At 64.6% G+C, this 20,737-nt stretch carries 19 protein-coding genes; 3 read left to right on the forward strand and 16 right to left on the reverse strand.

The window, feature by feature from the left end:
* Window positions 1-17: 17 nt before the first annotated feature.
* The 4 genes from ACFX5Q_RS23315 to ACFX5Q_RS23330 all read right to left on the reverse strand — a co-directional run bounded on the left by ACFX5Q_RS23315 (window position 18) and on the right by ACFX5Q_RS23330 (window position 6,331).
* Window positions 18-3,761, reverse strand: a complete 3,744-nt coding sequence (locus ACFX5Q_RS23315; protein ID WP_404281792.1) for a DUF5801 repeats-in-toxin domain-containing protein — start codon at window positions 3,759-3,761, stop codon at window positions 18-20.
* A 408-nt stretch (window positions 3,762-4,169) separates the two neighbouring features.
* The gene (locus tag ACFX5Q_RS23320; RefSeq protein ID WP_404281794.1) at window positions 4,170-4,820 is read right to left on the reverse strand and encodes a LuxR C-terminal-related transcriptional regulator; all 651 of its coding nucleotides are present in this window, start codon (window positions 4,818-4,820) and stop codon (window positions 4,170-4,172) included.
* Window positions 4,821-5,054: 234 nt separating this feature from the next.
* Window positions 5,055-5,663, reverse strand: coding sequence for an NAD(P)-dependent oxidoreductase (locus ACFX5Q_RS23325; RefSeq protein ID WP_404281796.1), 609 nt, complete (start codon window positions 5,661-5,663; stop codon window positions 5,055-5,057).
* Between the two features lie 29 nt (window positions 5,664-5,692).
* Window positions 5,693-6,331, reverse strand: coding sequence for a DsbA family protein (locus tag ACFX5Q_RS23330; protein WP_404281798.1), 639 nt, complete (start codon window positions 6,329-6,331; stop codon window positions 5,693-5,695).
* A 109-nt stretch (window positions 6,332-6,440) separates the two neighbouring features.
* On the opposite strand from ACFX5Q_RS23330, the gene ACFX5Q_RS23335 reads away from it, so the two are divergent.
* Complete coding sequence (locus ACFX5Q_RS23335) at window positions 6,441-7,361, forward strand: LysR family transcriptional regulator (RefSeq protein WP_404281800.1); 921 nt, start codon at window positions 6,441-6,443, stop codon at window positions 7,359-7,361.
* Between the two features lie 36 nt (window positions 7,362-7,397).
* Entirely contained in the window at window positions 7,398-7,700 is a 303-nt protein-coding gene (locus tag ACFX5Q_RS23340; RefSeq protein WP_404281802.1) for a hypothetical protein, read from the forward strand.
* Window positions 7,701-7,751: 51 nt separating this feature from the next.
* Here the strand turns inward: ACFX5Q_RS23340 and ACFX5Q_RS23345 are convergent, their stop codons facing one another.
* Window positions 7,752-8,690: a GlxA family transcriptional regulator gene (locus ACFX5Q_RS23345; RefSeq protein ID WP_404281804.1), complete on the reverse strand. Its 939-nt coding sequence runs from the start codon at window positions 8,688-8,690 to the stop codon at window positions 7,752-7,754.
* An 87-nt stretch (window positions 8,691-8,777) separates the two neighbouring features.
* Between ACFX5Q_RS23345 and ACFX5Q_RS23350 the strand changes: the two genes are divergently transcribed.
* The gene (locus tag ACFX5Q_RS23350; RefSeq protein ID WP_404281806.1) at window positions 8,778-9,920 is read left to right on the forward strand and encodes a DJ-1/PfpI family protein; all 1,143 of its coding nucleotides are present in this window, start codon (window positions 8,778-8,780) and stop codon (window positions 9,918-9,920) included.
* Between the two features lie 7 nt (window positions 9,921-9,927).
* Here the strand turns inward: ACFX5Q_RS23350 and ACFX5Q_RS23355 are convergent, their stop codons facing one another.
* The 11 genes from ACFX5Q_RS23355 to ACFX5Q_RS23405 all read right to left on the reverse strand — a co-directional run.
* Window positions 9,928-11,016: a Gfo/Idh/MocA family protein gene (locus ACFX5Q_RS23355; RefSeq protein ID WP_404281808.1), complete on the reverse strand. Its 1,089-nt coding sequence runs from the start codon at window positions 11,014-11,016 to the stop codon at window positions 9,928-9,930.
* 158 nt (window positions 11,017-11,174) lie between these two features.
* The gene (locus ACFX5Q_RS23360) at window positions 11,175-11,939 is read right to left on the reverse strand and encodes an ATP-binding cassette domain-containing protein (protein WP_404281810.1); all 765 of its coding nucleotides are present in this window, start codon (window positions 11,937-11,939) and stop codon (window positions 11,175-11,177) included.
* Window positions 11,936-12,940 (reverse strand): ABC transporter permease, encoded by a 1,005-nt coding sequence (locus tag ACFX5Q_RS23365; protein WP_404281812.1) that lies wholly within the window; start codon window positions 12,938-12,940, stop codon window positions 11,936-11,938. The genes ACFX5Q_RS23360 and ACFX5Q_RS23365 overlap by 4 nt, the downstream gene beginning before the upstream one ends.
* Entirely contained in the window at window positions 12,937-13,926 is a 990-nt protein-coding gene (locus ACFX5Q_RS23370; protein ID WP_404281813.1) for a substrate-binding domain-containing protein, read from the reverse strand. The genes ACFX5Q_RS23365 and ACFX5Q_RS23370 overlap by 4 nt, the downstream gene beginning before the upstream one ends.
* A gap of 496 nt (window positions 13,927-14,422) precedes the next feature.
* Window positions 14,423-15,499: an ABC transporter ATP-binding protein gene (locus ACFX5Q_RS23375; protein WP_404281832.1), complete on the reverse strand. Its 1,077-nt coding sequence runs from the start codon at window positions 15,497-15,499 to the stop codon at window positions 14,423-14,425.
* A 7-nt stretch (window positions 15,500-15,506) separates the two neighbouring features.
* Complete coding sequence (locus ACFX5Q_RS23380) at window positions 15,507-16,544, reverse strand: ROK family protein (protein ID WP_404281815.1); 1,038 nt, start codon at window positions 16,542-16,544, stop codon at window positions 15,507-15,509.
* On the reverse strand, window positions 16,544-17,266 hold the full coding sequence (locus tag ACFX5Q_RS23385; protein ID WP_404281817.1) for a ribulose-phosphate 3-epimerase: 723 nt from the start codon (window positions 17,264-17,266) through the stop codon (window positions 16,544-16,546). The genes ACFX5Q_RS23380 and ACFX5Q_RS23385 overlap by 1 nt, the downstream gene beginning before the upstream one ends.
* Window positions 17,263-18,096, reverse strand: coding sequence for an alpha/beta fold hydrolase (locus tag ACFX5Q_RS23390; RefSeq protein WP_404281819.1), 834 nt, complete (start codon window positions 18,094-18,096; stop codon window positions 17,263-17,265). Before ACFX5Q_RS23390 ends, ACFX5Q_RS23385 begins: the two co-directional genes overlap by 4 nt.
* Window positions 18,096-18,914 carry a sugar phosphate isomerase/epimerase family protein gene (locus tag ACFX5Q_RS23395; protein WP_404281820.1) on the reverse strand — a complete coding sequence of 273 codons (819 nt, stop codon included), beginning with the start codon at window positions 18,912-18,914 and terminating at the stop codon, window positions 18,096-18,098. The genes ACFX5Q_RS23390 and ACFX5Q_RS23395 overlap by 1 nt, the downstream gene beginning before the upstream one ends.
* Window positions 18,914-19,990, reverse strand: a complete 1,077-nt coding sequence (locus tag ACFX5Q_RS23400) for a Gfo/Idh/MocA family protein (RefSeq protein WP_404281822.1) — start codon at window positions 19,988-19,990, stop codon at window positions 18,914-18,916. The genes ACFX5Q_RS23395 and ACFX5Q_RS23400 overlap by 1 nt, the downstream gene beginning before the upstream one ends.
* Before the next feature lie 4 nt (window positions 19,991-19,994).
* Window positions 19,995-20,737 (reverse strand): sugar phosphate isomerase/epimerase family protein (locus ACFX5Q_RS23405; protein WP_404281824.1); only part of this gene is annotated, 743 nt, incomplete at its 5' end.

Consider the following 20,737-nt stretch of genomic DNA (forward strand, 5'->3'; position numbering starts at 1 on the left):
TGCCCCCTCTGGTCAAGTTAGGCGACCACGTCCACCAGAATGTGGGCCGCGGGGGTCGGCGTTACGTCGCCGTCCGCGTCGGCAAGCTGAACGGCAAAGTCAAGGCTGGCGTTCAACGTACCGGAAGTGCTTTGCACAAACCCGATGTCCACGATCTTGAGGACGTCGTTGTCGGTCGTGTCGAGAGCTTGCTGGGCACCCGCCAAGCTACCGCCGTTCGCGCCGGTCGTATTAACAAAGTTGATACCCGTGCCGGTCAGACCGTTCGCGGACTGCATGATCTGCACGCCCTGAATAAGGACGTTAGCATTGGCAGTGTAGTCGTTCTGCTCGATAATGATCAAAGCGTCGTTGTTGGAACCCGAATACCCTGACAGGGAGAACTCGGAAGTGTACGGGGACGGTACAACAGCACCGCCCTTGAGGAAGTCCGAGTTCTGGATGTTCAAGGCGACGGTAGTCTCGGTGTCGTCCGCCGTGGTGGCCGTGCCCTTGGTGTCGACCAAGTCGAGGATCACGACGAGGTCCTCGGCGTTGCCGATGCCGTCGAACTTCAGCACGATACCGCTAGCTGTCGTTGTCGGCTCGGTCCGTTCGTGTTGGATGCCCGGTGTGACGGGATCAACATCGACGCCTGGATTCGGGTCGTTGAGAACTGCCGGCTCTTTGAAGAACCGGATCGTCAACAGTTCGCCCTTCTGGATCGTATCACCGGCGACACCATTCTCGCCTTGGGTTGCAGAAACCCAAGTCGTGACGGCACTGGTGGCCATGTCGTGGTTGGCACCGGTAAACGCGGTGTCAGCAGTAGCCCCTTCGCCGTTCTGCGAGAAGCTAAACGGCGAATTATTGGCCGTGAACTGCACGAGGAACGGGTTTGGATCACCGTTCGGCGTCAACTGCGCCACGACGACTTCCGGGTGGCCCGAGTTAGTGTTCGGGTTCCGAGCGAAGTCCTGACTGGTGTGGACGACATCAAAGGCGAACCCGTCGATAACGTCGTTCAGGGCAATCGAGTAGGTGTCGTTGACCTTGTCAAAGATCAACTGACCACCCGCCGTCGCGTCCTGAATACCAGTCGTGATCGGGTCCTTGTCGTAGTGGAACGTGAAGTTGAACGTCGCAAAGTTGGCGTCCTCCGACACGAGCGTAGCGTACGCCGGTGCGGCGGGCACATTGTTAACGTTCGCAAAGATCGCGGTGCCGTTAGACCCCGTGATCGGCGGTGTCGCGCTACCGACAAAACCGGAGAGAGCAAGCTGCACCCCAGCCACGTTAAGATTACCGTCCACGAAGTCCGACTTGTCGTCGGAGTTGCCGGCGATGTTATCGGCACCGTTATAGTCCGGGATGTCGTTACCGATACTATACCCGAAGACACCGTTAGCTGCGAGAGCCGGCGGGGACACTACGTTGTGCAACGTCTCGCGCTGGATGCCGGCTGCCGGGTCACCGTCGAACGGTGCCGTGATCGTCGGCCCGTCGTCCTCGAATTTGAACGCGGCGCCGATGTCGACCGTGATCGGGGCGCTGTCGCCGTCGCCATCGGTGGCGATTGCCGTCAGCGTCACCAGGTTGGCCGCCATTGTCAGCGGCGTGTCGTTCTCGTCGGGATCGGTCGGATCGCCATGGACGAGCGCCCGCGACTGATCGAGCGTCACGTTGCCATCGGCATCGACCGAGATGCGGAACACCTCATCCCCGCCGGCACTGCCAACGATGTCGTCGCCGTCCACGTTGAGAAGCACCTGCAGGCCGCTTAGCGTGTCGAACAGACCGGTGGCGACATTCGAGCCACCGCCGAGAACGTCGAGCGCGAAGGTCAGGCTGTCGGTGGCCGCCGGCCCATCGTTTCCGAAGGCGGCCGTGAACAGAACCGAGAAGTCCGAGTCGTTGGCGTTGAGATCCGACTCGTCGACCACCAGGCCCGGTACCGGTACGATCGACCGCTCGATGGATGGGCCATCGTCCCTGATCTGCACCTTGTCACCGATGGCGATGCTGTCGCTGTCGCTGTCGTCGTCGCCGTCAGTCGCGGTGACCACCGCCAGCAGCGCGCCGTCGTTCATTGTGAGCACCTCGTCGGGGTCGCCGGTGGGATGGGCGATGGCGATATACTGCGCGACGCTGAGGATGCCGTTCTGGTCGATCGAGATGGCGATGGCGACCGGATCGGTGTTGTCGACGCTGTTGTTGTCGTCGTCATCGACGCGGCCGACGACGAGGTCGCCCTCGACATTGAGCAGGATGTTATGGCCGTCGAGCGAATCGAAACCGGAATCGGCATTCGCTGCGCTGACGTCGAGCGACAGGGTCTCGGTGCCTGGTCCGTCGGTGCCGGAGCTTGAGTTGGGTGTGACCACGGCGGATGCGCTGGCTGCCCAGCCGATGGCCGAGCCGAGCCCCGAGAAAGCGCCGGGCAAGGAGGCGAGAGGCTGGTCGTCAGAAACGGGGTCGACTCCGGCCGTTTCGTCATGCAGCACCGTGGCACTTTCGTCGGTCAAGGCCGCCGTCGGTCCGTCATCGTCGAAGTTGATGAACTGGCCGACCTCTTCGGTGTGGGCGTTGGTGGTCGTTGCGTTGAAATGGAACTCGGTGATGTCGCACCCTTCATTCGCATCGACCCCCGTAACCGTCATCCGATCCATTTTGGTGGCGGTGGTGATATCGACGGTTGTGATGTTATCCAGCCCGGTGATGGTGACGGCGTTGCCGGTGCCGGTAAGCCCTGTGACGGTGACGTTGCCGCTTGGCGTGGCATAGGTACCGTCGGCGGTGATGGTGGAGGCAAACCCCGATGCGCCCGTTAGCTTGACGCTGACGATGTCGACGGGGTTGGTCGTGGTGCCGTCAAAGAAGTCCGTGCCTTGCTGGTTGGCCGTATTGTCGTAGGCCTTGATCGTGACGTCCACGCGCTTAGCCGGTTTGGAAGGCGTGATCTGGTTGATCGTGAACCCGGCCTGGGTGATCGTCTCGATATGGCTGGCGTACTGGATTTGTGAAGCGGTGCCTGCGTTCAGGTTGCCGCCGGTCACAAAATCGACCTGCAGCGTTTCGTTCGGATTGATGCTCTGATTGTTGATGCCGAAGCCCTGTGTACTGACGTTGGCGGTGCCACCGTTCAAACCTATTACCAGAAGCTGCTTGGAAGCGTCGTCGGGCGAATTGATCAGGTAGAAATCATGATTGCCGGGAGCGGCGTTCTGGCCTGAGAAGCTGATCTGGGAGGTACCAGCGATCGATGCGAAGACCTGGTCGTGCAGATCGATGCGGTCATCCGGATCGGACGTCAGCGGATGGAGCAACGCCACATACTGGACCAGGTACAGGTCCGCGTCCGTGGTGCTGGTGTGGTCGAGCCCAAACGAGAAGGCGAGCGGAGCGGTTGCTGGGTCGGGCTCGGCGGTTGGGTCATCGGTACCAATGACGCCGATCACGACATCTGCATTGTTCGGGTCCTGGAACAGCCAGACATAATTGCCATCGACCGTCTGAATATCGGTGAGCACGCCGTCGGTGGTAGAAAACGGCGTTCCCGAGGAGTTCTGCGTGAGAACGACCGAGGTGATGGTTTCCCCCGCGTCGGCCGTGGCCTGCACGAAGTCGGCTTGGAAGGCGACCTCCAGTGAGGTGCCGAGAGTCAGGAGATATTGCAGCGTGGTGTTGTTATCGTGCGGCGGAACGGACGGGTCAATATCATCCTTCTGAAGGTCGGTGGTCTCGTCGATGATGATGTCTTGAGCTGTGATGTCGAGTCCCATGGAAATTCTCCTTGGTTCAAAACGCTTCAGGAAAAGGGATCCAGCCCCCCAAATGCCGGAATGCATCTACCCGAGTGCATCCGGTCGCATACTGAAATGCGGCCCTCCAACTTTCATTGTGTCGCCGGTCAAGAGGGCGCGTCCATACGCGTTTCGATAGTGTTAGGGTGAATCCCCGTGCCTGATCGAACGATATACATCCTTCGATAGATCAAGCCGGCACAGGCGCTTGTCGGTGGACGCGCTGAAAAGCATCGGACCAAAAGCGAAGATCGGGTTTTGGAAGAATCCGGGGCTTGAGCAAAGGCTTAGGCGGTCGTGCGGTTCAGCTTGAGCGGCCGCCGCTCTGGTTTTTCGACCCGCTGCCGGGTGCTTGCTGACGCCGGCGGCCTGGCCGCCCGGTGGAGGTTACGAGAGCAGGCGGTTTTGACCGGTTCCTGAATGGTCAGCGCCTTTGCCATGCGCCATCCAGGCCAGTTCCGCTCGGCTGCCGAGGTTAAGTTTGGCGTAGACGTGGTGCAGGTGCATCTTCACCGTGCCTTCGGACACATGCAGCTGTTGCGCGATGGTCTTGTTGCGCAGTCCGCGCGAGACGAGGTCGGCGATTTCCGTCTCGCGCCCGGTCAGCTTAGATGCGAGCTGCTGTGGCGATTTCGACATCAGCAGTTGCTGGACGATCTTGTTGTCGATCCACTTCTTGCCTGCCGCCACCGCATTCACGCATTCGACGAGATAGCGATGGCTGATGCCGTCCAGCAACAGGCCATCGACGTCGAGCGCCTGTATCTCCTTGATGTCGAATCGGCTGTTTGGCTGCAGGATGAAAATGATGCCGAGAGCATCGTGGCTGGCTCTCAGCCGCGACGAAAGAGTGGCCGTCTGCGGATCCGCGATATCGAGGCCGATGACGACCATATCAGGCCGATGACGCTCCACTTGCGCGAGAGCGTCTATGGCGCGGTGGCACTCGGCGACGACACTGTGTCCGGCCTTCCGCAGAACCCACTCCAGACCGGCGAGATACACCCCCCGCGGGTCCGCAACAACCAAAGTCGACATGCGAACACCGTCCGAAAAAAACGCAACGAACTTGTCTAAATATGCCCGAAAACAGGAAACCAGAGCTTTAGAAGATTGTCAAGAAATCCCTAATATAACCATGGCTATACTGAAACCTGTGAGAGTGCCAGGTCGGGCAATCGTCTCGCACGCTAATGTATCAGCAGGCGCCGCCAACGCTGTCGTGGAGCGCCCGCCTGCTTGTTTCCGGGCCGGACGCGAGGCCCGGTCCCGTCAGTAGCCCACCGTGAAGCGCTGCCTTATATGCTTCGGCGTCTCGATCTCATTGGTCATGACGATGGCATAATCCTCGAAGGAGATGCTGCTGCCCTTCTCGGACGCCAGCAGGCTGTCCTTGCCGAGACGGAACTGGCCGGTGCGCTCGCCCGCGGTGAAAAGTGCCGACGGTGACAGGAAGGTCCAGTCGAGATCGTCGATCGCCTTGAGCGTGTCGAGGAAGTCGGCGCCCTTCTGGGCCTCGGCCTTGTAGATGGCCGGAAATTCGGGCGTGTCGACCAGGCGCTTGCCGGGGGCGACCTCGAGGCTACCGGCGCCGCCGACGACGAGGTAGCGCTTGACGCCGGAAGCGCGCACCGCTGCGATCAGCTTGTCGGCATCGCTGGCGAGGAAATGCACCGCGCTGATCACGGCATCATGGCCCTTGATCAGGGCGGCGAGGCCGTCCGTGTCGAAGACATCGCCCTTCGTGGCGGTCACGCCGGGAAGTGCTGCGATCTTTTCCGGGTTGCGGGCAATGGCGGTGACGGTGTGGCCGCGATCGGAGAGTTCCTTCAGGATGCGCGAGCCGGCCTGGCCGGACGCGCCGATGAGGGCGATCTTCATGGGATTTCCTTTCTGCTTGGGGAGGAGGGTCACGCCGCCTGGATATGGGCGATGAGATTGTCGTAGCTGCCGAACAACGCATTGGCGCCGATCAGGCGCGGCGCCTCGTTGCGGATGACGGCGAGCGAGGGAACGCCATTGGCGTGCAATCGCTGGAACAGCGCGCGGCCACGGCCGACCAGCTCGCGATGCGCCGCCAGGAGCGCCTCGGCCGGCGCCTTCAGCATCTCGGCCGCATCCGCCATGCCGGCGTCGGTCAGCACGTCCGCCACGCCATCCACCGTCACGATGTCGCGGCCGTCGACATAGCGGGCATGCTGGATCGCCTTCAGCGCCGAAAGCCGCCGCAGCGGATCTTCGAGGCCCGCAGCGCTGATGGCGAGGGTGGCGGCGCTCGAGTCGAGCAAGGTGCCGCGAACATTCAGCACCTTGTCGAGATAGGCTTGCGTAAAACGCTGGCCGCTCAGCCGCTCGATGCGCTGGTCGTTGTCCCAGGCATGGGCGGCGAATCCCGCATCCAGCGGCCGCGCGCCCGTGCCGGAGAACAGACCGGTCGGCAGAAGGTCGAGCGCAATGCCGCTCGCCGCCAGCCGGTCCAGCATCGGCGTGGCGCCATAGCACCAGCCGCAGAGCGGGTCGAAAAGGTAGGTCACCGTGGCATTGGTCATATCAGGCTGGTCCGAGTGTCTTTGTCTCGGACCTAATTGGCAGGTCGGCTGGTTGCGAAAAACCGCGATCAATCATACAAACTGTCTGATCAGATCAGACAATGCGCCGATGACCGACCTTCTGAACCTCAACCGCCTCGTCTATTTCACCACCGTGGTGGAAACCGGCTCGTTCACCGCCGCGGCCGATCGGCTCGATGTCGCCAAGGCGGTGGTCAGCCATCAGGTCGGCAAGCTCGAGCAGGAACTGGGTGCGACGCTGCTGCGGCGCACGACGCGGCGCGTCACGCCGACGGAGGAGGGACGCCTCTTCTATGACCGGGCGGCGATCATCCTGCGCGAGGCCGAGGCCGCCTATGGCGACATCTCGCAAAGCGCGGCCAGGCCGACCGGGATGCTGAGGCTGACCGCGCCGCTCGACTATGGCGAGATGGTCGTGGCGCCGACCATCGCCGCCTACCTCAGGAAGTATCCAAAAATGCGTGTCGAGACGATCTTCGATGACGCGGTGAGCAATCTCGTCGACGAAGAGATCGATCTCGGCATCCGCGTCGGCTGGCTCGCCGATTCCTCCAACCTGGCGCGGCGGCTGGGAACCTTGCAGCAATTCGTCGTGGCAAGCCCGGACCTCGCTGCCCGGCTGCCGGCGGATATCGGCCCCAGGCTGGCGAAGTCGCTGCCCTGGGTCGGCAACGCCCAATTGCGCGGCATCGGCCAGTGGCTGTTTTCGAAGGACGGCGAGACGGTGCTGGCCGAGCTCAATCCGGTCGTCAGCTGCGACAAGACCCCCGGCGTGAAGGCCTGCGTGCTGGCCGGCATCGGCCTCGGCATCTTTCCGGATTACAGCGTCAGCGGCGACATTGCCGGGGGCAGGCTGGTTCGGCTGTTCGCCGACTGGACCTTGCCGACCGGCGGCATCCATGCCGTCTTCCCGCCGGCGCGCTTCAGGCCGGCCAAGGTGCGCGCCTTCGTCGACATGCTGGTGGCGGCCGAGAAGAAGCGCGCGCGTGGCTCTGTCCCCGGTCGCTGAGGGAACCTTTGTTCAGCTGGCGATTTTGGAGATATGATGGAAACCCAGACGGCCAGGAGGGTCTCGCCGATGACGACGAAACGTTTTGCGATCTGCGCTCTCGTTCTCGGGGTAGCCTGCGGCATTTCCGGCGCCGCATACGCTGGAAGTCGCGAGCATCGGCCACAACCCGAACGCTACGTTCCCGCCGAAGGCGATATCATCGACATCCTCTTCGGCGGCCCGCGCTACTATGACAAGCAGCTGGTCACGACAGGCGGCGAACCCTGCTCCTACCAAAGGGTAGGACCCGACGCGAATGCGCTGAACAAGATCAACGATCACCATTGCGGGAAATAGCTGCCGCGGAAGCCTCAGCGACTTCGTTCTCTCGTCAGGACGCGGCAGGCGTCAGTTTCGGGTCGCGGCACGCCTGAGTGCCTGCGGCGGCTGGCCGAAGGCCCTCAGGAAGGCGCGGCGCATGCGTCCGGGATCGCCGAAGCCGCTGGCCTCGGCGATGCGATCGAGAGGCGTGTGACTGGTCTCGAGCGCCAGTCGAGCACTTTCCAGGCGCAGACGTTCAACGGCCTTGGCGGGCGTGATCCCGGTTTCGGCCGCGAAGGCGCGGGCAAAATGCCTGGGGCTCATGGCTGCCCGATCGGCAAGGTGCTCCACCGTCAGCGGCTCGGCGAGCTTTGTCCGCATCCATTCGATCAGTTCGACAAAGCGGCCCGTCCGCCCGCCGAGGTCGACCAGCGCCGAGAATTGCGACTGGCCGCCGGGCCGGCGCTGATGGACGACGAGCTGCTGCGCCGCGCGGCGCGCAATCGCCGAACCGAGGTCGTCCTCGATCAACGCCAGCGCCAGGTCGATGCCGGCCGAAATGCCCGCCGAGGTCCAGACGCCGCCGTTCCTGATGAAGATCCGCTCCGCATCGAGCCTTACCTTCGGATAGCGGCGGGCGAAATCGTCCGTGCTCCACCAATGGGTGGTGGCGCTGCGGCCGTCGAGCAGTCCCGCCTCGGCGAGCAGGTAGGCGCCCGTGCACACGCTTGCCGTCCGTCGCGGATTCGTGCGCCGCAGCCAGGCGACGATCTGCTCGGCCGCCGCCATGGAGCGTATGATCTCGCCGCCGGAGATGATGGCGGTATCGAGCGGCTCTTCGGCCGACAATGGCCGAGCTGAAAGCCGCATTCCGGACGAGCTCTCTATCTCGCCGCCGCCGGGCGCCAGTATCTCGAGAGCGTAGCTTCCGGGGCAAAAGTGTTCCGCCATCTCGAATGCCGCCGCCGGACCGGCCGCATCCAGCAGCTGGAACCCGGGGTGGATGATGATGCCGATCCGCAGCATGGCAGTTTTCGCCCGATATATGTCATTTCGGACAAAGCGTAACGGCAATAGGCTGAACGTCAAGTCGCTCGATCAGGAGAGCAGATTATGAGTTTGCGTATCGTGTTGTGGAGCGGCCTGGGCATCGTCCTGCTTTTGCTGGCGGTCGGCGCCGCATGGCTGCTGTCGCTGCCTTCGGCATCCTTGGCAGCCGTTCCGCCGGCAATCGACAGCCAGGAGGCGGAGGCCGCCGTCGCGGCCCTGAAGCCGCCGAAGCGTGAGCGGCCGCTGATCGCCATCGTCGGCATCAACGATGCCACCGAGACCACCGACTACCTGATGCCCTATGGCATCCTGCGGCGCGCCGATGTCGCCGATGTCGTGGCCCTGGCGACCGATCCTGGACCGGTAAAACTGTTCCCGGCACTGCAGGTCGAGCCCGATGCGACCGTAGCCGAGTTCGATGTGCGGTATCCCGAAGGCGCCGACTACGTCATCGTCCCCGCCATGATGCGGGACGACGATGCCGACATGCTGAAGTGGATCAGAAGCCAGGCGGCCAAGGGCGCCACCATCATCGGCGTCTGCGCCGGGGCCAAGGTGGTTGGCGCCAGCGGGCTGCTCGATGGCAGAAAGGCGACGACGCATTGGTATTCGCTGAACGAGCTGCGCGAAAAACACCCGACGATCCGCTATGTCGCCGACCGGCGCTTCGTCGTCGATCAGGGCGTCGCGACGACGACCGGGATCACCGCGTCGATGCCAATGATGCTGACCCTGATCGAGGCCATAGCCGGGCGCGACAAGGCCGAAGCCGTCGGCCGCGACCTCGGCTTGGCGCATTGGGACGCGCGGCATGCCAGCGCTGCCTTCACATTCACCCGTCCCTTCGCGCTGACGGCGATCGGCAACACGCTCGCCGTCCTCGGTCACGAGCAGCTCGGCATCGAACTGACCCCTTACATGGACGAGGTGTCGCTGGCGCTGGTCGCCGACGCCTGGTCGCGAACCTATCGCTCCCGCGCGGTGACATTTGCCGCCAAGGACGGTGCGATCGTCAGCCGCAACGGCATCCGCATCCTGCCCGACCAGATCGTGGCGAGCTGGCCCGGCGAACGCCTGGTACCTTCCATGGTCGATCCGCGGCCGGCGAAGGCCCTCGACCAGGCGCTTGGCGACATTTCTGCCCGCTACGGCGCACGCACGACGGACTTCGTTGCCATGCAGCTCGAATATCTCGGACAGCCGTAGAGCGGCTTCAGGCGCGTCCGCCGGTCGCCTTCATCCGCTCGATGATCTCGGCCATCAGTGCAAGGTCGCGGCGCGAGTCGGCGAGGTCGGTCAGCGGCTTGGTGCCATCGGTGATGTGGCGGTGGAAGATTTCCAGTTCGTTGGAGAAGGCGTCGCCATAGAGCGGTCCAAAGCTCTTCGTCACCGGGCCGAGCGGGCCGGCTTCCGTCACCTCCAGCCGCGTCGGCAGGCTGCGGATATAGGGCGTATCGTAGATGATGCGCACCCGTCTGGTGTTCGAGCGCACCTCGATCATGGCGTCGAACAGGCCGAGATCGTCGACCACCGCGTCGTAGCCACAGGCGAAATGGCCATAGTCGAAGGTCACGCTGGTGTTGGCGCCGCCATTGGTGCGGTGCGCGGCGAGCACGCCAACCGGCTCGCCGAGCAGCCCGCGCATCGCCGAAATGTGGTGCGAGGAGAGCGCCGTCAGCCCGCGATAGGCGCGCACCAGGTCGGCGGGGGCATCGGCGCCCACCACCTCGCGGATCAGCGCGTCGCGCTCCTTGGCACCGCGCGCCAGCAGGGCAGCGTCTATGTCCTGAGGATAGAGGATGTTCTGGCTCTTCTTCAGGAAGTGCCGGCCTTCGGAGATCAGGTCGAAGATGCGGACATGGGTGATGTCGGCGTGGACAGGCAATTCATCCTTGGCCGCCAGATAGGCCGGCGCGTAGCGGCGCATGTAGCCGACGAAAATAGTCTTCGCGTAATTCGTCGTCAGCGCCAGCAGCTCGTCGATCTCGCGCACCGTCAGGCAGGCGGGCTTCTCCAGCAGGATGTGCTTGTCGGCCGCGATGGCGGCGCGCACGAAGCGGCTATGGGTGTCGTCGGACGACAGCACGAAGACCGCGTCGATGTCGGGCGAATTGATCAGCGCCTCCGCCGTCTCGAAAGCCTTTGCCGTCGGATGTTCGGACGCGCACAGCGCCACCAGGCTTGGCGAGACGTCGTAGATGCCCGCGATCACCCAGCGGTCGCGCTGGTCGGCCAACACAGGCAGATGGATCGACTGCGCGACCTCGCCTAGACCCACAAGTCCGACACGGATTGGTGCCACTCGCAAACTCCCTTTGATTTCAAGTCCGGTGCCGACCTAGAGCAATTCCAGGAAAAGTGCGTAGCGGTTTTCCGTCCGGAATTGCGTAAAAACAGATACTTAGAGCGGGGCAGCGATTCTATCAAACGCTGAACCGCTCTAGCAGCCAGCCGTTGATTTCACGCCGCGCCTGTGACCAGCGCAACGAGCTCATTGCCTGATGTCTCCGAGGCGCGCACCGTCGCCACCATCTTTCCCGCCCGCATCACCCAGATCTGGTCGGACAGGCGCCGCACCTGATCGAAATTGTGGCTGACCAGGATGACGCTCACCCCTTGATCCCGCAGCCGCCGGATCAGCGCCTCGACATTGGCCGTCTCCTGCACGCCAAGTGCAGCTGTCGGCTCGTCCATGACCACCAGCTTGGCGCCGGAGCCGGCGGCGCGGCAGATCGAGATCGCCTGCCGCTGCCCGCCCGACAGGCGCCTTACGCGCTGGTTGACCGAAGGCATGTTGATCGACAGGCGTGACAGCATGGCGCGCGCCTGCGTCTTCATCACCTTGCGGTCGAGCAGCGCGATCGGGCCGAACCGGCGCACGATCTCTCGGTTGAGGAACAGGTTCTGCGCCACCGTCAGCTCGTCGATCAGCGCCAGGTTCTGGTGCACCGTCTCGATGCCGGCCTTGCGCGCCTCGTCGGGATTGCCGAAGGGTTGCGGCTTGCCGTCGAAGAAGACCTCTCCACCGTCAGGCACGTGCACGCCGACCAGGCAGCGGATCAGCGTCGACTTGCCGGCGCCATTGTCGCCGATCACCGCCGTGACCTCGCCGCGCCGCGCCTGGAAGGCGACGTCGGTGAAGGCGCGGATGCCGCCGAAATGCTTGCTCAGCCCTTCGCAGGCGAGGAGCGCTTCCGAGGAGGGGATGTGATGGACGGCGCTCATTTCTGGTATCGCATGATCAGCGCCGCCAGCACCACGATGGCGCCCACGGCGAGCGGTTGGTAGAAGGCCGAAACGCTGAGCAGCGTCAGCCCATTGACGAGGGCGGTGAGCATCAGCGCGCCGATCGCCGGCCCGAGGATGCTGGCGCGGCCGCCGAACAGGCTGACGCCGCCCAGCACCACGGCTGCCACCGAATTAAGGAGAAGACTGGTGTTGATCAGCGGCTCGGCCGAGCCGATGCGCGCCACCAGCAGAATTGCGGCGAGGCCGGCGCAGAAACCCGAAATCGTATAGGCGGCGATCTTGACCCGGTCGGTGCGAATGCCGAGCGCGTTGGCGCTCTCGGTCTGGCCGCCGGTGGCGAGCAGATGCACGCCAAAGCGGGTGTGATAGAGCGCGATATGCGCCACGATGACGGCCGTGATCGCCACCCAGACGGGATAGCCGAACGGTCCGAAATGACCCGATGCCAGGCGCAGCAGGAAGGTCGAACCAACCATGGTCGGCTCGCCGCCTGACAGGATCAGGCCGAGGCCGGTAATGCCCGACAGCGTGCCGAGCGTCACCACGAAGTCGGGGATGCGCCCGGCGGTGATCAGCAGGCCGTTGAGAAAACCCACCGCGCTGGTGGCAAGGACGGCGAGCAGGCAGGCGAGGAAAATGCCATAGCCGGCGGCATTGACCAGGCCGAGAATGATGGCGCCCAGCATGACCGCCGCCGCCAGCGACAGATCGATGCCTGAGGTCGCCACGACGAAGGTCTGGCCGATCGACAGCACGACCAGGATCGCTGCCGCAAGCAGCAGCGCCTGCATATTGGCGACGCTGAGAAAGACCGGCTGGGCGATGCCGAAGACGATGACGAGGCCGACAAGGCCGACGACCGACGCCCAGTCGGCCCAGAAGGAAGGATCAAGGAGGAGAGCCGACAGGGAGGGGCGGCTCTCCTCCGCCGCGCCCGCCGTCACTCGAGCGGGCGCGTTTTGTTCAGGTGTGCTCACTTCAACATCTCGCGGAACGGATCGGGATAGTCGCCGCCCGGGGCCGGGAAGTTCTTCAGCGAAGCTTCGGCATTGTCCTTGTTGATCAGGAGCACCGGCGCCGGCACGTTGGCGGGCAGCTCCTTGCCCTTGGCGGCCACGGCGCAGGCTTCGACGCCCATGGCTCCGACGACATAGGGGTATTGCGCGACGGTGGCGGTGAGCTCGCCGGCGGCGATCGATTTCAGTGCGTCGACGATGCCGTCGAGCCCGATCACCTTGACGTCCTTGCCCGAGGTCTGCACGGCGCGCTCGACGCCGAGCGCCATGATGTCGTTAGCGGCGAAGAAACCGGCAAGATCAGGGTGCGCGGCCAGGATGTCGGTGGCGGCGGTCAGCGCCTTCTCGCGGTCCCAGTCGGCGCTCACCATCACCACCACTTCGAGCTTGCCTTCGACGGCCTGCTTGAAGCCCTTGATGCGGGCGTTGGAGCCGACATCGCCGACGATGCCCGCCACCAGCGCCACCTTGGAGCCGGCAGGCACCAGCTTCAGCATTTCCTCGCCGGCCAGCGCGCCGGCGGCGACGTTGTCGGTGCCGATATAGGTGGAGATCGCGAAGCCGGCGGCCTTGGCCTGTTCGGCGTCGATGGTGCTGTCGATGTTGACGATCGGCTTTTTCTTCTGGGCGACCGGCACCAGCGCCTGCACCAGGTTGGAAACGCTGATCGGGTTGACCAGGTAGCAGTCGAAATCCTGCATCGCCATGGCGGTCAGCCGGTCGGCCTGCCCGGTCGCATCGCCCATATTGGCGGCCGCCTGCACGGTGACATCGACGCCGTCGGCCTTGGCCTGGTCCTCGATGCCCTTTTGCATGGTTTGGAAGAACGGGTTGTCGAGACCTTTGACGATCGCCGCGACCTTGGCTGCGTCCTCGGCATGGGCCGGTATCGCCAGTGTCGTTGCAAGCAGGCCCGCGCCGAGCGTCAGGCAATTGAACATGCGCATGTGTCTTCCTCCTCCGGATTTCTGTTTGTCGGCTCGCTTTTCTGCGAACGGCATGCCTGACGGGACACAAGCGACCCCGGCGCTTGCGTTGGAAAAATGATGACCGGTTGGTGCGCGGGTAGCGACCCCGGTTCGGTCTCGTCAGTGTCAGGCATTGCTCCTCCCAGAGCGCTGGCCGATGCCTTGCCAGCATTTCCGCATGTTTTAGAAAAATTTGACATGCGTCAAGAATTAAAGTGGTGTGCAGTGCGTTTTGATGTGCTGCGCTGCAGCAGGGTAGAGGGCGATACCTTGGTCGTCATCCACGGGCGGAGCGGCAGCGAAGCGAACGCGCAGACCCGAGGATCCATGCCGTTCCTTCCACGCGTTGCAGCGATGCAGAACTGCGTGACTCTGCAGCGCCGTGACGCTCAAAGGTCACGGCATGGATTCCAGGGTCTCCGCGACGTCGCTTCGCTCCTGCTTCGCCCTGGAATGGCGAAGAGGAGGCGCCAGCTCAGGCCCGATGCAGCGGCGCCAGCGCCGGGCCCTCGGGTCGAAACAGGTGGCAGACCGCAGGCGAGATATCGAGCGCGATCGGGCTGTGCAACGGCGTCGTGTCGCCGCCTTCGGCCTGCACCACCAGCGTCAGCTCGGGCGTGATCTCGACATGCAGGATGGTCAGCCCGCCCAGACGTTCCGCCAGCATGGCTTGCCCCTTGAACGGCCCGTTCGGCGAAACGCGCAGATGTTCCGGCCGCATGCCGAGCAGCAGCTCGTCGCCGGCCTTGACCGCGTCCGCGTCGACCGGCACGGTCAGCGTCTGGCCGCCCGGCAAGGTCACCGTGACGCCTTCGGCTCCAACTGACGCCACCTTCAGTTTCAAAAGATTCATCTTCGGCGAACCGATGAAGCCGGCGACGAAGATGTTGGCCGGCCGGTTGTAGAGCTCGAGCGGCGAGCCGACCTGCTCGATCGAGCCGCCGTTCAGCACCACGATCTTGTCGGCCATGGTCATGGCCTCGATCTGATCGTGGGTGACATAGATCATCGTCGCGTTGAGCTGCTCGTGCAGCCGCATCAGTTCCAGCCGCATGCTGACGCGCAGCGCGGCGTCGAGGTTGGACAGCGGCTCGTCGAACAGGAACACCTTGGGATTGCGCACGATGGCGCGGCCGATGGCGACGCGCTGGCGCTGGCCGCCCGACAGCGCCTTCGGCCGCCGGTCGAGCAGATGTGCAAGCTGCAGCACGTCGGCCGCTTCCTTGACCTTGCGCTCCCGCTCCTGAACCGGAACGCCGGCGATCTTCAGCGCGAAGCCCAAATTCTCGGCCACGCTCATATGCGGGTAGAGCGCATAGGACTGGAACACCATGGCGAGCCCGCGCTCGGACGGGTCGATGTCGTTGGCGCGCACGCCGTCGATCATAAGGTCGCCGTCGGTGATCCTTTCCAGCCCGGCGATCATGCGCAGCAGCGTGGACTTGCCGCAGCCGGACGGGCCGACGAAGACCACGAATTCGCGATCCTCGACGTCGAGGTCGATGCCCTTGATGATCTCGGCGGCTCCATAGGATTTGCGCGCGCCGCGCAGCTTGAGCTCAGCCTTGGCTTGCCTCCCTGGCGCCGGCTTGGCCGCCGGCGCCGTTCTTCGTCTCTTCGTCCTGCACCATCGCCAGCGCCGTGCCCGGCTCGCCCTCCCACAAGATCAGGCTTGCCGAGCCGACCAGCCCGGCGCGGTCGCCGAGTTCGGCCTGCACGATCGGCACGTCGCGATAGGCGGGCATGGCCCGCGTTTCGATGGTGGTCCTGATCAGCGGTGCCAGCAGATCGAAGCCGTTGGCGAGACCGCCGCCCATCACGATCAGGTCGGGCGAATAGAGATGCAGCAAATTGGTGAAGCCGATTCCCAGCCACTTCGCCTCGGCCTCGACCAGGTCGAGCGCGCCGATATCGCCGGCCCGCGCGGCCTCGACGACATGCCTGGCCGAAACGTCGCCGTCATTCGAAAGTTGCCGGAGCAGCGAGCCGTCGCCGGGAGCGGTGAGCTTGGTGGCGCGCCGCCCGAGGGCCGTTCCCGAAGCGACCGCCTCGAAGCAGCCGACGGCGCCGCAGAAGCAGCGCTCGCCTTCGCCGGTAATCGTCATATGGCCGATCTCGGCCGCCAGTCCGCGCCTTCCATGATAGATGTGGCCGTCGGCGACCACGCCGCCGCCAATGCCGGTCGACACGGTGACGAAGACCAGCGATCCGCTGCCGCGGCCGGCGCCGAAGCGCCATTCGCCAAGGGCGGCCGCGTTGGCATCGTTCTCCAGCCGCACCGGCAGGCCGAATTGCCGGCTGAGAATGTCGATCAGCGGCACATTGTGCCAGCCGGCCAGTGTCGGCGGCCCGATGACGATGCCGGCCTTGGGATCGAGCGGCCCCGGCGCACACATGCCGATGCCGACCACCTTTGCCTGCGGATGCTCCTTGAGGAGGGTGCCTGCCAGCGTGATGATCTGGCCGATCACCGCCTCCGATCCCGCGCCCGCCATCGTCGGCGCCGAAACGCGAGCGACGACGTCGCCGCTGCGCTCGATCAGCGCGCCGCGCAACTCCGTGCCGCCGAGATCGAAGGCAAGCGCAAGCGTGTTCATCAGGCGGCGACCTTCAGCCCGTGCAGCCAGGCCATGCGCTGCGCAAGGTCGGGATCGCCGAAGGCAAGCGAGCCCAGCACCACGGTCTCGGCGCCGGCGGCGCGCAGCAGCGGGACCGTCTCGTGGCGGATGCCGCCGTCGGCGGCGAGCACGATGTCCGCCTCGCGGCCGGCCTTCCGCATCAGCGCGCGCGCCTCGATCAGGCGCGGGCAGGCCTGGTCGGACAGGCTCTGGCCCTTGACGCCGATGGAGGTGCCGAGCAGCGTCACGAAGGCCACTTCGGGCAAGAAGGGTGTGACGGCGCTGACAGGCGTTTCCAGCCTGAGCACAACGCCGGCCTCGGCGCCAAGTTCATGCGCCAACCTCACCGCGCGCAGGCCTGCCTCGCCGTTTTCGGCGTGCACGCTGATCAGGTCGGCGCCGGCCTCGATGAACTGCCGCGTCTGTTCCTCGACGATCTCCGCCTCGACCATCAGATGCACATGGATCGGCTTCGTCGTCAGCTTGGCGATCCGCGCCACCAGATCGGGAAAGAACAGGAAGCCCGGCGTGAAGCGGGCGTCCGCCACGTCGATATGATGGAGGTCGACATGAGCGTCGATGCGCTTCAGGTCGCGCTCCATATTGGCGAGGTCGGCCGACCACAGCGAGAACTCGCCGATCAGCCGGTTGCGCGGCAGGGCGGCTATTGCCGAGGGGCCGGAGAGGGGTTTGGTGGTCATGACGGAATGAGGCTCCGGAAGTTGGGGTGGGCGTGAAGGAAGGCCGTGATCTCGGCGTGCAGCTCGGCGAAATGTCGCGCGCTGTCGAGCGCCTTGGGCGAGATATCGGCAAAGACGGCGTTGGGTGTGGCGGCCGCCAGCGTATAGGCGGCGGACAGCGGATGCACGGCATCCATCGCGTTGCCGATGACCAAAGCCGGAATGTCGAGGGCCTCTGCATCCCGTGCCGAAACACCCGGTCCGTCGGCGGCAATGTCGGCAAGCACCTGCGCGAACGCCATGGCGTCCGGCCGGTCGAAATAGCCCAACAGCGAAGCGAGGTTGTCGGGCGCCTCGCGATAGAGGCGTACGGCGGTATCCGACTGCGCAAAGAGCGCCCGCGCCTTGTCCGGACCGTGGTCTAGGATAAGGCCGGCGACCTCGGCGATCGGCTGCATGTTGGCCGGTGCCTTGCCGAACGTCCAGGCCGGACGCACCAGGACCAGGCCAGCGACGCGGTCGGGATGGCGGCAGGCGATGCGCAGCGCGATTCCCGCCCCCATCGAGACGCCGGCGGCGACGAAACGCTCGAGGCCGGCCTGGTCGGCGGCGGCGAGCACATCGTCGGCGAACATCTGGAAGGAGAACGGCCGGCTTCTGCCGAGCGCCGAGCCGCCATGTCCGCGGCATTCGAGCGTGATGCGCCGCAAGCCGGCGCCGGCGGGGAAGTATTGAGCGACCTGCGCCTCGCTGCCGCCGAGGCCATGCTGGAAGACGACCGCCAGCCCATCGCCCGCGTCGGAAATGCTGAGCGTAGCGTCATCGCGGAGCAAGGTCGTCGGGCGCTTCATCACACCAGCCCTTTCAGGAAGCGGGCGACTTCCGGCGCTTCCTCGGCCGAAAGCCCATGCGTCACCAACGGGCCGTCAAAGCCTGTCGCCTTGAGCCGTGCGACGAAGTCGGCAAAATCGACGACCCCTTGCCCGGCGGTGGCGAAGCGGCCGTCGGCGAAACGGTCCTTGGCGTGGGCCATGGCGACATGGCCGGCCGTGGTTTCGATGGCAGCGGTGACGATGGCGCGCGCCTCCTCGGTATCCGCCCGCTCGAACAGGTTCGCCGGATCGAGCACGATGCGCAGCCGCTTCGAACCCATTTCGGCGATGAGGCGCATGGCGTCGTCGGCCGACGTCACGATGTTGGCCTGCTCGGGTTCGATGCCGAGATCGACGCCGTGGCGCTCGGCGAGCTCAAGGGCCTTTTCCATTTCGCGCGCTATGTCGGCCCAGGCCGAGGGATCGGCATTGTCGGGGTGGTGCGTCCACTGGTCGTCACGGTTGCGGGTTCCCGTGCAGAGCGTGACCAGCGGAATGGAAAGTGCTGACGCGGCCTCGATGACAGCCGCCAGCCGACGCAGGCCGTCCTCGCGCACCGCTCTGTCGGGATGCGCCATGTTGTAGGTGCCGGACAGCGCGACCAGCCCGACGCCGGTGGCATCAGAGGCGGCCGCGATGGCACGGATGGTATCCAGCGGAACCTTGTCCGGCATCGACGGCAGGCCGGCACAGGCCAGGTTGAACTGGGTGACGGCAAATCCCGCGTCGCGGACCGCTTCCAGCACGCCGGCCGGCTCGCTGCCAGGAAAGGTCTTGGCGAACACCCCGATTTGCATCAGACCGCTCCCGTGACGCTGGCGATCTCGACACGCTCGCCGCTTTCGACCGAGCGCGCGATCGCCACCATGGCGCGGATCGAGGCGAGGCCGTCATCGACATTGGCGCCGCGCATCGGCTTGCCGTCGAGGACCGTCTCGGCCAGGCCTTCGAGCTGGCGCCGGAAGAAATGACCATCGGCGCCGAGCGGCTTGCGCGAGGTCGCATCCTTCTCGTGGAAGATGTCGACCTCGCTGGCACGGAAATACCAGGGATTGAAGGTCTTCGCGATCACCGAGCCGTTCTCGCCATAGAGCTGGAAACCTTCGTGCCAGTCCATGCGGACAGCGACCGTGAGGTCGAGATGGCCAAGCGCGCCATTGGCGAACTCGGTTTCCACGAACCAGCAATAGGCGCCAAAGCGCTCGTTGAGGCGGGAGCGCACTGCAACGATCTCGCCGCACAGGAAGCGCGCCGTGTCGACCAGATGCGAGCCATGCGCCAGCATGAAATATTGCCGCAGATCCGCCTTCGGATTGCCGGCCGGCTTCCTGGCCAGCTTGCTGGTCACGGGCAGCGGCTGCACCGCGTCGGTGTTGGTGTAGCGATGCGTGGAATCGCAATACCAGGCTTTTAGCGCCAGGATATCGCCCATCTCGTCGCGGACGAAATCGCGCGCCGCCTCCAGCGCCGGATCGAAGCGTTTCATATGGCCGACCTGCAGCACCTTGCCGGAACGCTTGACCGCGTCGGCAAGTTTTTGGCCCTCTTCGACCGAGACGCCGATCGGCTTTTCGCACAGCACGTGCTTGCCGGCTTCCAGCGCCTTGATCGACATCGGCACGTGATAGGCATCGGAGGTGGCGACGATCACCGCTTCCAGTTGCGGGTCGGCGAGCATGGCGTCGTAATCGCCGTATATCTTCTCGGGCTCATAAGTCGCGCCCATGCGCGCCAGCAGGTCGGGGGCGGCATCGCAGATCGCGTAGAGATCGGCATTGCTGGCTTTCACGCAGGATTCCAGATGGGCGAATTGCGCGATCGGCCCGCAGCCGAGCACTCCGACACGAAGACGACGGTCTTGCTTGCGGATCATCGTCTCAGACTCCATAGCCGCGCATGGTCTGGCGGTTGGTCTTGACAGCTATGGCCGGGTCGGCGGCCGCGGTCTCGGATTCCTCCTCCAGCACCAGCCAGCCATTGAAGTTGGGCGCGGCACTGGCGATCTCGATCACGTTCGCCGTGTCGCAGATGCCCTTGCCGAGCATCGCCCAGGTGCCGCTCGCATCGACATCCTTCAGGTGCACGTAGCGGATGCGATCGCGATAGGTTGTGAGCGTGTCGGCCATATCCTTGTGGCCGCGCAAGATATGGCCGGTGTCCGGCACCCAGCCGACCAGCGAGGCGTCGAGCAGGTCGAAGATGCGGTCGTAGTCGGCGCGGTCGAAGAGCAGCGTGTTGTGGTGCGAGCTCGGATGCACCGCGACCTGGACGCCGGCCTTGCGGCCGAGTTCACTAGCCTTGTTGTAGACCTCTGCCGCAATGGCGAACTTGTCGTCGCGCGGGCCGTCCGACACGACGGTCGCCGAGCCCATGGACACCAGCGCGCCCGGAAAGGCGGCGGCAAAATCGATCCAGCGCCTGGCGGTCTCGAGATCGGCGCCGATCTTCTCCTTGAGTGTGAAGCCGCTGTTCGAACCGAAGGCGAAGGAGACGAGCGTCAGGCCGGATGTCTTCAGCGCGGTCGCGAACTCCGCCGGTTTGCCGGCATAGCGGCCGATCATCGCGTCGGTGATCTCGATGCCGGCATAGCCGCCATCGGCGATCGCTTTGAGCAGGTCGT

The organism is Mesorhizobium sp. IMUNJ 23033 (genome assembly GCF_044778005.1).
In the GTDB taxonomy this organism is placed as follows: domain Bacteria; phylum Pseudomonadota; class Alphaproteobacteria; order Rhizobiales; family Rhizobiaceae; genus Mesorhizobium; species Mesorhizobium amorphae_A.

Bases quoted from the DNA above. Each gene is read 5' to 3' on its own strand.
- ACFX5Q_RS23315 (WP_404281792.1), bottom strand. From the start codon at position 3,761: ATGGGACTCGACATCACAGCTCAAGACATCATCATCGACGAGACCACC.
- ACFX5Q_RS23320 (WP_404281794.1), bottom strand. From the start codon at position 4,820: ATGTCGACTTTGGTTGTTGCGGACCCGCGGGGGGTGTATCTCGCCGGT.
- ACFX5Q_RS23325 (WP_404281796.1), bottom strand. From the start codon at position 5,663: ATGAAGATCGCCCTCATCGGCGCGTCCGGCCAGGCCGGCTCGCGCATC.
- ACFX5Q_RS23330 (WP_404281798.1), bottom strand. From the start codon at position 6,331: ATGACCAATGCCACGGTGACCTACCTTTTCGACCCGCTCTGCGGCTGG.
- ACFX5Q_RS23335 (WP_404281800.1), top strand. From the start codon at position 6,441: ATGACCGACCTTCTGAACCTCAACCGCCTCGTCTATTTCACCACCGTG.
- ACFX5Q_RS23340 (WP_404281802.1), top strand. From the start codon at position 7,398: ATGGAAACCCAGACGGCCAGGAGGGTCTCGCCGATGACGACGAAACGT.
- ACFX5Q_RS23345 (WP_404281804.1), bottom strand. From the start codon at position 8,690: ATGCTGCGGATCGGCATCATCATCCACCCCGGGTTCCAGCTGCTGGAT.
- ACFX5Q_RS23350 (WP_404281806.1), top strand. From the start codon at position 8,778: ATGAGTTTGCGTATCGTGTTGTGGAGCGGCCTGGGCATCGTCCTGCTT.
- ACFX5Q_RS23360 (WP_404281810.1), bottom strand. From the start codon at position 11,939: ATGAGCGCCGTCCATCACATCCCCTCCTCGGAAGCGCTCCTCGCCTGC.
- ACFX5Q_RS23370 (WP_404281813.1), bottom strand. From the start codon at position 13,926: ATGCGCATGTTCAATTGCCTGACGCTCGGCGCGGGCCTGCTTGCAACG.
- ACFX5Q_RS23380 (WP_404281815.1), bottom strand. From the start codon at position 16,544: ATGAACACGCTTGCGCTTGCCTTCGATCTCGGCGGCACGGAGTTGCGC.
- ACFX5Q_RS23385 (WP_404281817.1), bottom strand. From the start codon at position 17,266: ATGACCACCAAACCCCTCTCCGGCCCCTCGGCAATAGCCGCCCTGCCG.
- ACFX5Q_RS23390 (WP_404281819.1), bottom strand. From the start codon at position 18,096: ATGAAGCGCCCGACGACCTTGCTCCGCGATGACGCTACGCTCAGCATT.
- ACFX5Q_RS23395 (WP_404281820.1), bottom strand. From the start codon at position 18,914: ATGCAAATCGGGGTGTTCGCCAAGACCTTTCCTGGCAGCGAGCCGGCC.
- ACFX5Q_RS23400 (WP_404281822.1), bottom strand. From the start codon at position 19,990: ATGATCCGCAAGCAAGACCGTCGTCTTCGTGTCGGAGTGCTCGGCTGC.